General features: G+C 44.0%; 11 protein-coding genes and 1 pseudogene. 5 read left to right on the plus strand and 7 right to left on the minus strand.

Going from position 1 to position 14,868, the window contains the following annotated elements; all coding sequences use genetic code 11:
- Window positions 1-65 precede the first annotated feature (65 nt).
- The 6 genes and pseudogenes from HMPREF2794_RS25020 to HMPREF2794_RS25045 form a co-directional block, all read right to left on the minus strand.
- Window positions 66-1,241: a DUF1735 and LamG domain-containing protein gene (locus HMPREF2794_RS25020; RefSeq protein WP_055270107.1), complete on the minus strand. Its 1,176-nt coding sequence runs from the start codon at window positions 1,239-1,241 to the stop codon at window positions 66-68.
- Complete coding sequence (locus HMPREF2794_RS25025; RefSeq protein ID WP_010536995.1) at window positions 1,241-2,395, minus strand: glycoside hydrolase family 18; 1,155 nt, start codon at window positions 2,393-2,395, stop codon at window positions 1,241-1,243. Before HMPREF2794_RS25025 ends, HMPREF2794_RS25020 begins: the two co-directional genes overlap by 1 nt.
- Before the next feature lie 12 nt (window positions 2,396-2,407).
- Window positions 2,408-4,036, minus strand: a complete 1,629-nt coding sequence (locus HMPREF2794_RS25030) for a SusD/RagB family nutrient-binding outer membrane lipoprotein (protein ID WP_070753012.1) — start codon at window positions 4,034-4,036, stop codon at window positions 2,408-2,410.
- A 7-nt stretch (window positions 4,037-4,043) separates the two neighbouring features.
- A pseudogene (locus tag HMPREF2794_RS25035) lies at window positions 4,044-7,369 on the minus strand (TonB-dependent receptor).
- Window positions 7,370-7,535: 166 nt separating this feature from the next.
- The gene (locus HMPREF2794_RS25040; RefSeq protein WP_070753014.1) at window positions 7,536-8,522 is read right to left on the minus strand and encodes a FecR family protein; all 987 of its coding nucleotides are present in this window, start codon (window positions 8,520-8,522) and stop codon (window positions 7,536-7,538) included.
- Window positions 8,523-8,568: 46 nt separating this feature from the next.
- On the minus strand, window positions 8,569-9,120 hold the full coding sequence (locus tag HMPREF2794_RS25045; protein ID WP_010536991.1) for an RNA polymerase sigma-70 factor: 552 nt from the start codon (window positions 9,118-9,120) through the stop codon (window positions 8,569-8,571).
- A gap of 488 nt (window positions 9,121-9,608) precedes the next feature.
- Between HMPREF2794_RS25045 and HMPREF2794_RS25050 the strand changes: the two genes are divergently transcribed.
- Both HMPREF2794_RS25050 and HMPREF2794_RS25055 read left to right on the plus strand, forming a co-directional pair.
- Window positions 9,609-10,901 carry a site-specific integrase gene (locus tag HMPREF2794_RS25050; RefSeq protein WP_032952781.1) on the plus strand — a complete coding sequence of 431 codons (1,293 nt, stop codon included), beginning with the start codon at window positions 9,609-9,611 and terminating at the stop codon, window positions 10,899-10,901.
- A 2-nt stretch (window positions 10,902-10,903) separates the two neighbouring features.
- The gene (locus tag HMPREF2794_RS25055; protein WP_032952783.1) at window positions 10,904-11,923 is read left to right on the plus strand and encodes a hypothetical protein; all 1,020 of its coding nucleotides are present in this window, start codon (window positions 10,904-10,906) and stop codon (window positions 11,921-11,923) included.
- 38 nt (window positions 11,924-11,961) lie between these two features.
- Here HMPREF2794_RS25055 and HMPREF2794_RS29175 read toward each other — a convergent pair whose 3' ends face one another.
- The gene (locus tag HMPREF2794_RS29175; protein ID WP_168166634.1) at window positions 11,962-12,105 is read right to left on the minus strand and encodes a hypothetical protein; all 144 of its coding nucleotides are present in this window, start codon (window positions 12,103-12,105) and stop codon (window positions 11,962-11,964) included.
- 38 nt (window positions 12,106-12,143) lie between these two features.
- On the opposite strand from HMPREF2794_RS29175, the gene HMPREF2794_RS25060 reads away from it, so the two are divergent.
- From HMPREF2794_RS25060 to HMPREF2794_RS25070, 3 genes are all read left to right on the plus strand, one after another.
- A complete protein-coding gene (locus HMPREF2794_RS25060) occupies window positions 12,144-12,452 on the plus strand; it encodes a DUF3853 family protein (protein ID WP_080705338.1) in 309 nt (102 codons plus the stop codon).
- Between the two features lie 11 nt (window positions 12,453-12,463).
- Window positions 12,464-13,531: an AAA family ATPase gene (locus HMPREF2794_RS25065; protein WP_032952785.1), complete on the plus strand. Its 1,068-nt coding sequence runs from the start codon at window positions 12,464-12,466 to the stop codon at window positions 13,529-13,531.
- Window positions 13,532-13,814: 283 nt separating this feature from the next.
- Window positions 13,815-14,783, plus strand: a complete 969-nt coding sequence (locus HMPREF2794_RS25070) for a toprim domain-containing protein (RefSeq protein ID WP_070753016.1) — start codon at window positions 13,815-13,817, stop codon at window positions 14,781-14,783.
- Window positions 14,784-14,868: the final 85 nt, after the last annotated feature.

Here is a 14,868-nt window from a genome sequence, read left to right on the forward strand (position 1 = left end):
CTGAATTCACAATACAGAATTCAGCCCTCTTTTCACTTAATATACTTTGAAAACTAACCTATAGCTTATTCAAGTCTGACCCTCATCTCTGTCACAGTCGGCTCTACGAAAGACTGACGTCCACCGTTTTCACCACGCAGACCATTGTTTGAAGTTGCATCGTTACGATTCGGCGACTGATCGCGCACATACCATACTCCGTCACGTTGCTCGGTGTCTTCACCATTCATTTTCCAATAACCTACCAGACCATCTGATTTCGAATCAACAAACATCATATTTTCGCGAATCTGATTGGCAGTACGTGCAACTGACCATAAACGTACTTCGCTCATATATCCATTCCATTTACGGCTACTGTCATAGTCATAAGCATAGCCGATACAGAAACGTTCGTTCAAGTCGAATGTCAGTGAGCCAACAGTCTTATCGGCTATTTTCTCACCATTGAGATAGAGAGTAGCCATTCCCGCAGAAGCATCATAAGTGAACGCCACATGATACCACTTATTCAACTGGAACACAGACACATCAGGCATCTGCAACGCAACACTACCCGCCATCTGAAGTTCGTTGTCCGGGTGATTCAAGTCACCGGTACGCATAATTAAAGTACCTTCATTACCCATAATCGTACCCAAATTCTTCCAGCGCAAAGCATAAACCAATGCTTCAAAAGTGACGGAACCCGTTGATTTGTACACTGACGGCAAACGCACATCAAACCACCCCGGATTCACACGGTACACCTTATCAATGATAATCGGCTTCCTCACAACAATGTAAGTAACACTTGTACTGCTGATCTTTTCCACATCCGTACTGTTCACTAACACAGGCAGAATATAAGTCACCCCATCTTCACCTTTGGTAATATTCTTCACTAACAACTCACATGGATTGGCATAAAGTTCTCCTGCCTTAATGGTCGACGAAGCTCCCAGCATTTCATAGTTATCAGCAGCCAGAAGCTGTCCGGTCGTCCCATGTTTTTGATTATATTCATCCACTAGGTCCTGTCCGCCTATCTGATAGCTCACCTTTACATCACTCTTCATCATATTTGACAGACGTGATATCAATTCACAGTCATAAGTATCCGCTTCCACTTCCACTCTTATCACATTACTCTCAAAATAAAGTTTGGATGTCAACAGATCACTTTCACTATCGTTACAACCAGCACCGAAGAAAGACAATGCAACCAGTGCACTTGCATATAAGATTTTGATACGTTTCATTACTGTTCTGTATTTTCATTAGATTGACTGTCCATATATTCCTTATAGGCCTCTTGATTGATTTGTATCGCATGGCGCACAAAATTGTAATCACGGGCATTATCATAGTCATTATCGAGTCGGAAAGCACCTACGCCGCCCTTCGGGCCATTGACATGGTTATAGGCTGCCTGAGTCAGCAAAACACCACCGGACACCCATGATGACTCGAAGTTCTCGGTAAAGATATGCTTACGATAGTCATAGTATTCTCCACACCAACTTTGCAAGGTACTGACTCTCCTGTCAAGATTGGAATCTCCATACGCCTGAGTAATGAAATAGTCGAAATAGGGAGCCGATTCCTTGTTCGAATTCCAGATTTCACCATCTATCATAAAATAGTAGTACTTGCCATTCGGACGTTCAGTTGCCTTCGGACCAAAGTATTTTCCTATCTCTTCTACCAGATAATGCAGAAATTCTCCACGCGGACCACCACGGCGGTCTTTCAAACTTCCGACATATCTTCCTCCGTCACCACCGTTATCCGGCTCCCAGTCAATGTCCAGACCATCATAATCAGTAGCTACGATAGTATCCACCAACGCCTTTGCATATTTTTGAATCGCTGTAATGTGATCTTCCGCACCCTTCTCTCCACTGGTAAAGCCCCAATATTCTTCTGTAGCCTTTTTTACCAGTTCATTGATCTCTTCACTGGAGGCTTCCGGGTTTTCAGCCTGTACTTTCTCTGAAACGGAAGTAGGCGTAATACCTGTCCCGATATTATGCAAAATATAACAGACAGTGATCTTACCACCTTTCTTCTTCTGGAAAATCTCCTTATCAGCCAATTTTGCTTCATTCAAACCAAACGGACCGCTCCACATCGAAACCATATCGATACTGTCCGGCAATGATGCCAAATATCCCTTACGGATAGGGCCTTCGGGTGACCAGTTACTAAACCATCCGAAAAAAATGGGACGACCGTAATCCTTGCTTGTTGCCTTCCATGCACGAAGATCCGCATAATATTGTGCGCTTTCTTCGTTATCCATCGTATTGTAACCACCGATATGCTCAAAGTCTTTGCTTTCTATATCGACACACGACGTAAACACCATCCCAATAATAGGAAGTATATATAAGATTCGTTTTAACATTTTCATATAAATCACAGATTAATAGATTCTATTTTTACAATCCCACCATAGCTGAGTGATTGCTTTATCTTTATCAGCACCACCCAAAAGATTCAAAGCTTCTTCATAATTGGCTCTGTCGTCTGCCGACTGAGAGAAGCTGAGAGGATACACCATACGGCGGATACCACCTTCACGGGTCACACCCTGCCCACGATTTGTCTGCACCTGGTTCAGTTTCGGATAACCTGTTCTGCGCCATTCGGTCCATGCTTCGTGTCCGTTAGGATAAAGAGCAATCCACTTCTGAATAATGATTTTCTCCAGTTTTTCTTCCGTCCCACCGCTGAATTCGGGTGTCGCGGCAGTAGGAGCAGCAGCGTTGTAGCTATAATATGAGGCTCTCATATTATGGGCAATCGGAGTCAAGCCGGATGCCAAATAGTCATCTACAGACGAACTGACACCGTTTTCATCAAAGGATGTGGCAACACCTTGTTCATACAGTGCCTTCGCATCTCCAAACTCTGCTCCCCATCTCAATGCAGCTTCCGCTCTGAGAAAATACACTTCAGAAGCACGCATCCAGTAAGTAGGCGTGTTCGCAGCAATATTAGGCTTGGAGAAGTCGGTGTAAATCGTGTTTTGCTGATAAGCATTGCCGGGAGGAACTGCCTGATATTTTTTACCGTCATAAGCCTCTGTTGCATACGCGCTGGCAGAAGCTTCAAAATAAGCACCCAGACGCAGATCTTTGTAACCCAACAAATAAGAAAACATGGAGGATCCCATACGACATTCATTATATTGGTTTGACAACCATTCTATGTTGTTACGAAATACCATTCCGGCTCCACTGCTCATCTGCGCTTCGTCCGCTTTAGCAGTCATCACGCCGACTTCGTGCTTCAAAGCTTGCAGTACATATTTCTTCGCAGTCGTTTCGTCAGCGTAACTGATACGCATTGCCAGCCGTAACATCAGCGAATTGGCATATTTGACCCATTTTCTCGTATCACCGCCATATACGGCATCATAATCGGCAACAATGGTTGCTCCTTGTTCTACTCTGGCTGTCAATATCTCAATAGCAGCAGTCAGGTCAGCAAACATAGCATTGAATGCGTCTTTCTCACTGTCAAAAGGAATAACCAAAGCAGGCTCACCCGCATGTGTATAAGGAATCGGTCCAAATGTTTCGAGCGTCTTATGCCATGCCGAAATCTTCAGAATCTGAGCCAAAGCGAAAACTTCCATTGATCCGGTTTTCTCGGATTCTTGTCTGATTTCCTTCCATGAGGAAAGCAATTCTGTATACGAATTCTTATAAGTAGCAGCCACCCAAGCGTCCTGTAAGTAATAGGTAGTATTGTTGCTACCGCTATACCAGTTGTTATTCTGTCCGAAAAATCCGCACCACGAATCGGCTGACAAATTGTAAGCAACCTGATATTGATTAATAGCCTCTGTATCGTCAGCTTGTGTTCCTACGGGAACTACAGCTCTTTGCATTGCTGCAACGGCGCCTCCGATGGCAACACCATCTCTTATCCCCATTTCGTTGGTCATCTCGAATGGATTGGTGTTTATTTCTTCGAAGTCACAAGCAGTAAAAAGCGCCAAAGCGCAAATGCCTGCCAATAGTTTATATTGATTTATCTTTTTCATGGGTCAATTATAATTTAAATTTAATACCGAAACCGAAACTCCTTACACTCGGTTGCATGAAATAATCATTACCTTGACCGTATGTTCCTACAGACGGAGTCAGTTCCGGATCATGCGGAGCCTTACTGTAGATCATCCAAGGATTGTTGGCAATGAATGACAAAGTAACATCTTTCAGTATATCCTTAAACCAAAGGTTAGGGAACTTATAACTCAAAGTCAGTTCCTGCAGACGGATGTTGGTAGCACTATATACATAATATCCGGAGGTAGTATAGTCTCCCGTACCTATCAACTGATAATATTTCTGAGCATCCACTCTTCCCTGTCCGGGCAATAAGACACCACCTGCGTCACGCGCTTCGGCAGATGTTTTTGATACTCCGAAACGGTCGAGGACAGCTTGGGTAGAAGAAGTTACCACACCACCGAAACGTCCGTTGATCAAGAAACTCAAGCCAAATCCTTTGTATGATAATGAGTTGCTCCAACCCATATTAAAGTCCGGTACGGTCTTTCCTAAGAAAACCGGTTCACCCTGCTCGAGTCCGAACGAGCCGTCTTGCTTGATTTCAACATAGCCCTGGCTATCCTTCTTCAAGAAGGTATTGGCATAAATATCATTGATACTGCCCCCTACTTTCAGAATTACACGCCCGTTGTTTTTCCTTACTTCCGGGACGTTAATAGGTTCCGGGCTCATACTGGTATGGTAGTTTTCCACCATTTCTTTAATCTCGTTCACATTGCGGGAGAAGGTCAGGTTTGAAGAGAAGCTAAAATCCTTGAAGCTGTCTCTATATCCCAATGAGGCTTCCCATCCGTGATTCTGTACGTTACCTGCCTGCAGATAAATTTGTTTGTAACCCGAAAACTCCGGCAAGTCTCCGATAAATGTCTGATTGTATGTATTCGACTTATAATAAGTGACTTCTGCACTCAACTTGTTCCAGAAGCGAACACTCAATCCGAATTCATACGAACGGGTACGTTCTGCCTTGAAGTCGGTAAACGGATAGATACCTGTGGGAGATAACGCACCGCCCACTATCGGAGTGGTAACTGTTCCCGGAGTAAGTCCTGATTTAGATACCGGAGAACCTACTTCCGTATAAGACCCGCGCACCTTTAAATATGAAATAAATTCGGGCAGTTTCACCATTTCAGAGATAATGCCGGACAAACCTACCGACGGATAGAAGAATGACTCTTCATCGGTGTTTACCAACCTTGAGTTCCAGTCATTACGTCCGGTCAAAGTAAGATAAAGCATGCTTCTCCAACCCAGCTCGACATTAGCAAAGATAGCGTGATTGCGCACGCGACTGTCACCTCCATCTTCGGAAATACGACCGTTGGACGGGTCGATGTTGCTGGCTGCAAACAGGTTTGTCACTCCGAGCAATGTTCCTTTATAACCTCTTGCCAGCGACCAGTAGTTAGAATAACTATAACCCAAGTTGGCAGAAACATTGAAGTCATTAAACTGCTTATTGATGTTCAGCATAAAGTCAGCGTATTCCTGACGGTCTTTATAGTTGCTATAGTCATAAAGCCCCTTTCTGCCTTCGGCGAATTTTTGATCGGAAGTAGCATAAACCTTACGTTCGAACTGGACATGAGTATCGTCCATACGATAACGTCCGGCAAGATTTATCCAGTCTGTGATCTTATAAGTCAGTCCGACGTTGAACATATAACGGCTCTTTTCATTGGTTGCTATATTGCGGTAAGCAGTCCAGTAAGGATTCTGTGAACCATAAGTAGCATCGGCAATAGGCCAATACTGTATCGGAATGTTACGACTCTGATCGTAACGTTCAAAAGTCTTGATATCATCGAAACTTTCGCCACGCGGGAATAGATAAGCGGATATCACCGGATTCCAATATTGTCCCTGCGATACCATGTTTTTATCTTTCTGCTTCACGTAGGATGCACCTAAATCCAACTGCAATTTATCATCCAAAAAGTAGCTGTATTACGAATCGTAAAATTCAAACGATCATAAGCATTGTTAGGAACAATACCTTTTGAATTCGTAGAAGATACGGAAGCAAACGTCTGGTTCTGCTTTGTACCGGTCGACAGTGTCAATGAATTAATGAAATTAGTTCCGGTATTAAAGAAATCACTCTTAGGATCATATGAATTAGGTCTGGACAGCTTATCGCCCCAGCTTTCGAACATACCTTCTTTATTTCCATAGGTATTCTGGAATTCAGGCATCATATATGCCTTACTGAATTCGGATGAAGAAGAAAATGATATCTGCAATTTCCCTTCCTGTCCTTTCTTCGTAGTAATCAGGACGACACCGTTTGCCGCGCTACTACCATACAGAGCAGCAGCCGAAGGTCCGCTCAGAATAGAAATACTTTCGATATCTTCCGGGTTAAAGTCGGCAACACCTTCTGTTCCGGCTTTGCCTTCACCCATGATACCACTGTCGGTGTTTCCCATATTGGTATTAAACAAAGGAATACCGTCAACTACATACAGTGCATTATTGTCTCCTTCGATGGATTTTGCACCACGCATTACTACACGCGTTGCACCACCGACACCGCTACCACTTTTGTTGATACTCACACCCGCTATCTTACCGTTCAGCGAATTAATGAAGTTAGCGTCTTTGATAGCGGTTATTTCATCTCCTTTTACTTGTTGCACATTGTAAGACAGTGCTTTCTCCGCACGCTTGATACCTAATGCCGTAACAACGACTTCGTCCAGTACCTCAGCATCCTGCTTCATGGTAACCGGATAAAACTCTTTATCGGAAACTGCAATCATTTGAGTTGCATATCCTATATAAGATACTCTCAGCCTGGCATTGCCGGGACCGCTAATAGAAAAGTTTCCATCAAAATCGGTTATTGTACCCGTAGAACTACCTTCCACTGATATATTTACCCCAATAAGAGGTTCACCATTCTCATCGGTCACTTTTCCCTTAATCATTTTCTGAGATTGTTGAGATTGCGCAGCAGGTTTCTTTTCGGTAACTATGATATAATTACCCTGAATCTGATACGAGAAACCAGTTCCTTTTAAGATTGCGTCGAGTGCAGTTGCCACTGATGCGTTTTCCAAGTTTAGTTCGGCTATTTTCTTTCCTTTCAGTTCGGAATCACTGTAATTAATAGACATCTTCGACTGCCGTTCCACAGCTTTCAACGCATCTACTGCAGTGATATCTTTTTGCTTGATAGTTATTTTACTATCATTTTGAGCAAAAGCGAGGGTCTGCAGCAACAATAGACCTAAAAAAATGAGAAATACTCGCTTTTGAGCAACATTATCTGCTATTTTTTCATAAATTTGTAGCATCTTTTTAGTATTAGTTAATTGGTTATTATTTTATGATCAATTGAAATAGCGTCAAGACACGCTAATATTAAAAAGAGAATGATTTCACATCCGGGAGAAACGGCCATTTCTTCCGGATATTTTTTTGCATAATGTATTAAATTAAAAAAGGTTCAACAATTATTCTTTATTCGTTATCTGTAATATAGCATTTATTTCCCCTGATTACATATTTGACATCTCCCGCTACTTGAGTTATAATCTGCATAACTTCTTCCAAAGTGGCTTTCTGTTGGAAACGGAAACTATACGTTTTATCATTCAGGCTGTGAAGGCTATAAACAAAGGTATAAGGGAACTTACGTTCGAGGCTTGTGAAAATCTCGTCCAGATGTATATTGCTGAAAACCAGTTCTCCACGCTGCCAGGCAGTCACATCTTCCATTCGCGGCGTTTGAAGGCTACGCTTTCGGGTCTGTTTATTATACGTTATCTGCTCATTAGGTTTTAAAATCACATTAGATAATAGGTTATTAAATTCTACTTTCACACTTCCTTCCAGCAGAGTTGCAGTCAATTCATCATTCTCCGGGTAGGCATTCACATTAAACTCTGTTCCCAAAGCAGTAATTTGAAAATCATTGGCTTTTACAATAAAGGGATGTTCTTTATCCTGCTTTACCTGAAAATTTGCTTCACCAATCAAATATACACTGCGCGTTTTACCAGTAAACTGTTCGGGATACAGTAAAGTACTTTTCGAATTCAGCATCACCCGTGTACCGTCAGGCAATGTAAATTCACGTATTTCCGCTGTCGGCATATAATATTCTACCAGATCCTTTTGCGGCTTGTCCTTCTCCAGCATCAGATAGATTGAAACAGACGACACTGCCAACAAGAAAATAGCTGCCGCTCTCCATATAAGCAATTGATACTTCTTATCGGAACCGGCAGGCTGCATTCCTATATTTCGTTGCATCCGTTGTATCGACTGCTGCATGCCACGGGGTACCTTCTGTTCTCCCGCTTGCTGCCACAACGCATGGAGTGCTTCTTTTTTTTCTTCCGCATGGTTCTCATCTGCCAACCATTGCTGCACTCTTCTCCGCGTGCCCAATGAATATTCATTATGCCCGAATAACTCTATAATATGCTGAATATAATTTTTCATCCTCGTTTTTCTCCTTTATACTTTAAATACAACTAAAACAAAAACACTACTTAAATGAAAACAGAAAAAATAAAAAGAGGAGTACTTTCTTCAATTCTATAAGCACCAGATAAACCTGATGCTCCACCGTGCGAATAGAAATATTGAGTCTCTCCGCTATTTCTTTATAACTAAGTTCTTTAAAACGGCTAAGCTCGAATATTAATCTCCGGCGTTCCGGCATTTTCTCCAGAGTCAGGCGAATGACAAGCAGCATTTCTTCATAATATATGTTTTTCAGCGTGTCCTCACTTTCCATCAGTTCATGAAGTACCGCCTTTTCAAGATACCCTTCCTGATAGTCCTGTTCTATTTGCTGGTGTTTGAAGATATTCAGAATAATGTTTCGAGTCATTATAAAGAGATAGTTATCCAGTTCCTTTTCATTGTCTAGCCATATCTCGGGTTGTAACCAAAGTTTATAGAAAACATCTTGCGCTACATCCTCTGCATCAATCTCTGACCTAAGCAGCATCTGTGCATAATTCTTTACTTTTGGGAAGTTTTCAGTAAAGAAACGCTGAAACTTTAATTCAATTTGTTTCACATTGATTTCCATTTTTGCTAAGATAATTATCGGTTACAAATATAAATTTAAGCATTCTCAAAGATTAGAAGGCAATAACGTCTCAATATTAAGACTTGTTTGCGTATATTTGCAATTATTCCGCATTCAATTACAATCATAAAATTATTGACAATACAAAACTTCTTTTATAGCATACCAAAAGAGAACAAACGTAAATACATGTATAAGAAATTGACTCCTTATCTAAAAAAGAGGAGAAGAGCCGGTCAGTGGTAAAAACAGAGAAACAAGAGGAGTATAAAGAAAAAAATAAAGCTCTGAATACTCAGAGCTTTATTTTCTAAATCGTGGAGCTGGAGGGTGTCTCTCGAACCTTTTTATAAAATTTCACAGAATATCAAATATCATGTAATCAGTTATTTATCTCTTTCTTTCATTAATCTAAATATCTCTTAATATCATTGTATATCTCATTTTTCGGGTGTATTTTTGGGTGTCATTTTCAAACACACCCAATTATGAATATTAAAAGAAATATCATTTTTGCACCGGAAAGCCGCAAAAAAGACGGTATTCCAGTCACAAAGAATGTGCCAATCCGTATGCGTGTTATCTTTGCCAGTCAGCGTATCGAATTTACTACGGGATATAGAATCGATGTAGAAAAATGGGACACAGACAAGCAACGGGTTAGAAACGGTTGTACCAACAAGCTAAAGCAAAGTGCATCCGAAATCAACGCCGAACTATTGCGGCAATACACCGAAATACAGAATGTGTTCAAAGAATTCGAGGTGCAAGATGTAATACCCACCCCTGCACAAATTAAGGAAGCGTTCAACCTAAAGACAAAAGGGGAAAAGAAAGAAAACCATGAGGAAAAGCAAAAGGTTGAATTAGACTTCATGAAAGTTTTCAATGAATTTGTAGCAGAATGTAGCAAACAAAATGACTGGTCTTCCTCAACCCTCAAAAAGTTTGCAACAGTCAAAAAACACATTTATACATTTGACCATAATACTACGTTTGACAGTTGGACGGAAAAACATTTCAATGACTATATAGAATTTTTGCGTACAGAAAAAAACATGCGCAACACTTCCATTGCCAAACAAATCAAATTCGTAAAATGGTTCTTACGTTGGAGTAATCGAAAAGGGTATCACCAAAACATGGCTTATGATAAATTCACGCCTAAAATGAAGAGTACACCCAAAAAAGTGATATTCCTCACCCAAAATGAAATAAATAAACTAAGAACCTGCCCAATACCACCAACAAAGAAATACCTTGAAAGAGTAAGGGATGTATTGCTATTTTGCTGTTTCACCGGATTACGTCACTCCGATGTGTATAATTTGAAACGTAGTGATGTTAAAAACGGTCATATCGAAGTTATTACCATAAAGACGGCAGACAGTCTTATTATTGAATTAAATGACCACAGCAAGGCAATACTCGAAAAGTACAAAGGTGTGCCGTTCCCTAATGACAAGGCATTGCCAGTTGTAAGCAATCAAAGGATGAACGAATTTTTAAAAGAACTGGGACAACTGGCAGAAATAGATGAACCAATACGAGAAACATATTATAGAGGAAATGAACGAATAGACGAAGTTACACCTAAATACGCATTATTAAGTACTCACACCGGAAGACGAACATTTATCTGTAATGCTTTGGCACTTGGCATTCCAGTACAAGTAGTAATGAAATGGACGGGACACAGCGATTACAAAGCGATGAAGCCCTATATTGATATAGCAGATGAGATTAAAATCAACGCTATGACTAAATTTAATCTGATATAACTATGGACGAAAGAATAACATCAATGATACCCCACTACGGGAAACTCAACAAGATATATACCGAAATAATGTCCGGCGGCAGTTTCTCCTTTGAGAAACAGCAGTTCATTTCCGATTTCTATGAACAGTACGGGGACACGCAGACCTTTGAGACGGCACTCATCAGCCTCATGCTTGAAATGGACACCGCACACTTCTCCATATTGCTGAACAGTCTGAAACGTGAGATTGAGAGCAACATCTCGACTTACAACGCCTGCAGGGAGTTTTTCGACCGTCTCGATACCGAATACGTCTGCCGACGGCATGAAAGCCGTTTTGACTGGGACATCGACAGACAGATGAAAGTCACAAACGGATATTACCGGGAACTCATGGAAGCCAACGGCTCTTTGGAAGCGGTAGGCTTCAGGGAACACGACCGTCAGGAAGAGGAACTGCTGGAAAGAAGGTACGAACGGTGCAAACGGGAATACGACAAGGAGAAAGCCAAACTGGATGAACTGTACAGGCAGAAGGGGCAGGCAAGGCGGGAAGCCCTGCAATGCCTGAAAAACCGTTGTGGGGACATTTGCAGGCTGGGCGGCTCACTATTGGCAATCCTTGAAAAATACCTGACCGACCAAAAGAAAAAGGAGGGGGAGGAAAAGGAAGCCGCCACCACACTGACAAGCCAACCCGCCTACTTCCCCATGAAACTCTTGTCAGCCGTTTACGAAAGATGCAACGGCGAGCAGTTCGAAGCCGTTTCAGAACTGGACTTCTACGCCAGCATGAACCTGCAACCATGCGAAAGCAGGCTGAAAATAAGACCGAGGGAGAAAGCCCGTGTATGCTATCTCATTTTCCTTATGGGTGAAACGCTGCCCAAGCCGGACAGAGAAAAATGGAAAGGGGACATCATGAACCTGCTGGAAATAGACGACGCATACTACAAGTCAAAATACAAAGAGCCCGTTTCCGATTTTCCCAGTGACAGCAATCAGGTATTTGCAAAGGAAATGCGGTCAATATTCCGATAGTCGGTGATATGTCCCGACACTCCACGACACGACCACTTTTACCACTCAAAATAATTTCCACCACCCTTTATTACCTTCTGATATTTAGTGAGATAGCGTGACACCACAATCACGCTATCCACATCCTTACCACCCGTACCCGGAAGTAACTTTGCACTGTTCGAACGAGGTAAAAAGCCCATGCGCAGGGCTTGCAGTACAAACGTTAATTCATTCTGATATGGAAATTAGAGACCTTTTATCAAAGCCCGTATGGCAGATGACGGGCGAAGAGTTCATATTCCTGAACCGCCATGCCTTGCAGGGAAGCGAAACAAAGCCAGCCCAGCCGGCAGCCGACAAGGACAAGAAATACGTGTACGGGATAGGCGGCATAGCCCGGCTGTTCGGGTGCAGCATACCCACAGCAAACCGTATCAAAAAAAGCGGAAAGATAGACAGAGCCATTACGCAGATAGGACGCAAAATCATCGTCGATGCGGACATGGCACTGGAACTGGCAGGACACAAAAGCGGGGGACGCAGATAGGGAGGTGCGGTATGGACAACAAGGAAAGAAATGTCACGCCCGAAGAGGCGGTAATCCTATGGCAAGCCTCACGGCTCGACCTTTCGGAAGACTACGAGAAGGCACCCGAAATCCTGAAAGTGCGTGGCTCCGTCATCGGCACACTGGGGAATTTCAGCGCGTCAATCGGAAAAGCCAAGAGCAAGAAGACGTTCAACGTCTCCGCAATCGTGGCGGCTGCACTGAAAAACGGGACGGTACTAAGCTACACGGCTGAACTGCCCGAAAACAAGCGGAAAATACTCTATGTGGACACCGAGCAAAGCACCTACCACTGCGCAAAGGTGGCAAAACGGATATTGCGCATGGCGGAACTGCCCGCAGACAGAAACCATGAAGACCTTGAATTCCTCGTCCTAAGGAAGTACACGCCCGAAGAGCGCATAGCAATCGTGAGGGAGGCAATCTACCGCACCGAGAATATCGGGCTGGTAGTCATTGACGGAATACGGGACATGGTGCACGACATCAACAACCCCGGTGAGTCCACAACGGTAATCTCCTATCTGATGACATGGACGGGGGAAAGGGACATCCACATCCATACTGTCCTGCACCAGAACAAGGGGGACGAGAACGCAAGGGGTCACATCGGAACCGAGCTAAGCAACAAGGCGGAAACGGTGCTGCAAGTGGAGAAGGACGAGAATAACCCCGACATAAGCAAGGTCAAAGCCGCACACATCAGGGCGGTGGACTTCGAGCCGTTCGCATTCCGTATCAATGGGGAGGCACTGCCCGAACTGCTGGACGGCTACCGGTTCAAGGAGAAGGAGCCGGGCAAAGGAAGGGGGAAATTCGACCCCAACAAGGACATCAGCGAGCAGCAGCACCGCATCGCACTGGAAGCCGCATTCACCCTGAAAGACGAATACGGCTATCAGGAACTTGCGGGAGTATTGAGGGATGCCTACGCCTCTGTGGGCGTCAAACTTGGCGGAAACAGGGTGACAGACCTCATTACCCTATTGAAGAACAAACGGATGATAGTGCAGGAGAACGGCAGGAAATACACCTTCAAGCCCGATTTCCACTATTAGCGGTATGGCATAGAAACCACTTTACTTTAGTCACGTACCATATATATACGGAAATAAAGTAAAGTGGATATAGCCCGTAACATATAGAGAGGTACGGGCGAAAACAAAAAAAGATGTTCACACCGCCGACAGGAAAAACAGCACGGGCATGACAGCCCGGAAACCGCTTTACTTTAGTCAGGGTGCATATATATAGCGAAATAAAGTAAAGCGGATGCAGCCCGCAACATGCAGAAGGCACGGGCGAAAACAAAAAACAATATCCACTTAAACAGAAACCCACATGAATACGAATGAAGCGAAGCGGATACGCATAGAGGAATATCTGCACAGTCTTGGCTACAGCCCGGTAAGACGGCAGGGCGGCAGCCTATGGTACAAGTCACCTTTCAGGGACGAGTGCGAACCGTCCTTCAAGGTGAACACCGAGCGCAACCTATGGTATGACTTTGGCGCGGGCAGGGGCGGGAACATCATCGCACTGGCACAGGAGCTCTACGCATCCGACAGCCTGCCCTACCTCTTGGAAAGGATAGCGGAGCAGGCACCAAACGTGCGCCCGGTCTCCTTCTCTTTTGGCGGGCAACCTTTCTCCAAACCGAGCTTCCGACAGTTGGAGGTGACGCCGCTTTCTTCCCCCGCCCTATTCTCCTATCTGCGGCAGAGGGGGATAAATACGGAACTGGCAAAAAGAGAATGTTGCGAGGTGCGCTATCAAACCGACGGCAAGCCCTACTTTGCCGTCGGTTTTCCCAACCGTTCGGGAGGCTACGAGATACGCAACAAATTCTTCAAGGGGTGCATAGCACCGAAGGACATCACCCACATACGGCAGGAACAGACGAAGGAGACCTGCTATCTCTTCGAGGGCTTCATGGACTACCTCTCCTTCCTCACCCTGCGGCTGGAAAGGTGTCCCGGACGCCCCAAACTTGACGGGCAGGACTACATCGTGCTGAACTCGACTTCCAACCTCTCCAAGGCAATCCGACCATTGGGCGGTTACGGGCGCATCCACTGCTTCCTCGACAACGACAAGGCGGGAATGGAAGCCGTTCAGGAACTGCGGGAGGAATACGGGATGCGCATACGGGACGCGTCGCACATATACGGAGGCTACAACGACCTGAACGACTTCCTTTGTGGTAAACGGTCAGGACAAGCGGAACGGTGGCAGGAGAAGCCGGAAGCGGAGAAAAGGCAACGGCAGGCAAGGCAACCGGAGAGGAAAGGCAAAGGCATCAGGATGTAACCGCACATGCCAACGGAAGGCTTTAAAAAAAGCCATAGCTCATTAGGGCTTTTTCTTCACGCAATGCACGCATTGCTAAAAAAGC

The organism is Bacteroides sp. HMSC067B03, from assembly GCF_001811315.1.
GTDB classification, from domain to species: Bacteria; Bacteroidota; Bacteroidia; order Bacteroidales; family Bacteroidaceae; genus Bacteroides; species Bacteroides faecis.

Coding starts and splice junctions, on each gene's coding strand:
- HMPREF2794_RS25055 (WP_032952783.1), top strand. CDS start 10,904: ATGGACGAAAGAATAACATCAATGATACCCCACTACGGGAAACTCAAC.
- HMPREF2794_RS25030 (WP_070753012.1), bottom strand. CDS start 4,036: ATGAAAAAGATAAATCAATATAAACTATTGGCAGGCATTTGCGCTTTG.
- HMPREF2794_RS25045 (WP_010536991.1), bottom strand. CDS start 9,120: ATGGAAATCAATGTGAAACAAATTGAATTAAAGTTTCAGCGTTTCTTT.
- HMPREF2794_RS25070 (WP_070753016.1), top strand. CDS start 13,815: ATGAATACGAATGAAGCGAAGCGGATACGCATAGAGGAATATCTGCAC.
- HMPREF2794_RS29175 (WP_168166634.1), bottom strand. CDS start 12,105: ATGGGCTTTTTACCTCGTTCGAACAGTGCAAAGTTACTTCCGGGTACG.
- HMPREF2794_RS25025 (WP_010536995.1), bottom strand. CDS start 2,395: ATGAAAATGTTAAAACGAATCTTATATATACTTCCTATTATTGGGATG.
- HMPREF2794_RS25050 (WP_032952781.1), top strand. CDS start 9,609: ATGAATATTAAAAGAAATATCATTTTTGCACCGGAAAGCCGCAAAAAA.
- HMPREF2794_RS25060 (WP_080705338.1), top strand. CDS start 12,144: ATGGAAATTAGAGACCTTTTATCAAAGCCCGTATGGCAGATGACGGGC.
- HMPREF2794_RS25065 (WP_032952785.1), top strand. CDS start 12,464: ATGGACAACAAGGAAAGAAATGTCACGCCCGAAGAGGCGGTAATCCTA.
- HMPREF2794_RS25020 (WP_055270107.1), bottom strand. CDS start 1,241: ATGAAACGTATCAAAATCTTATATGCAAGTGCACTGGTTGCATTGTCT.
- HMPREF2794_RS25040 (WP_070753014.1), bottom strand. CDS start 8,522: ATGAAAAATTATATTCAGCATATTATAGAGTTATTCGGGCATAATGAA.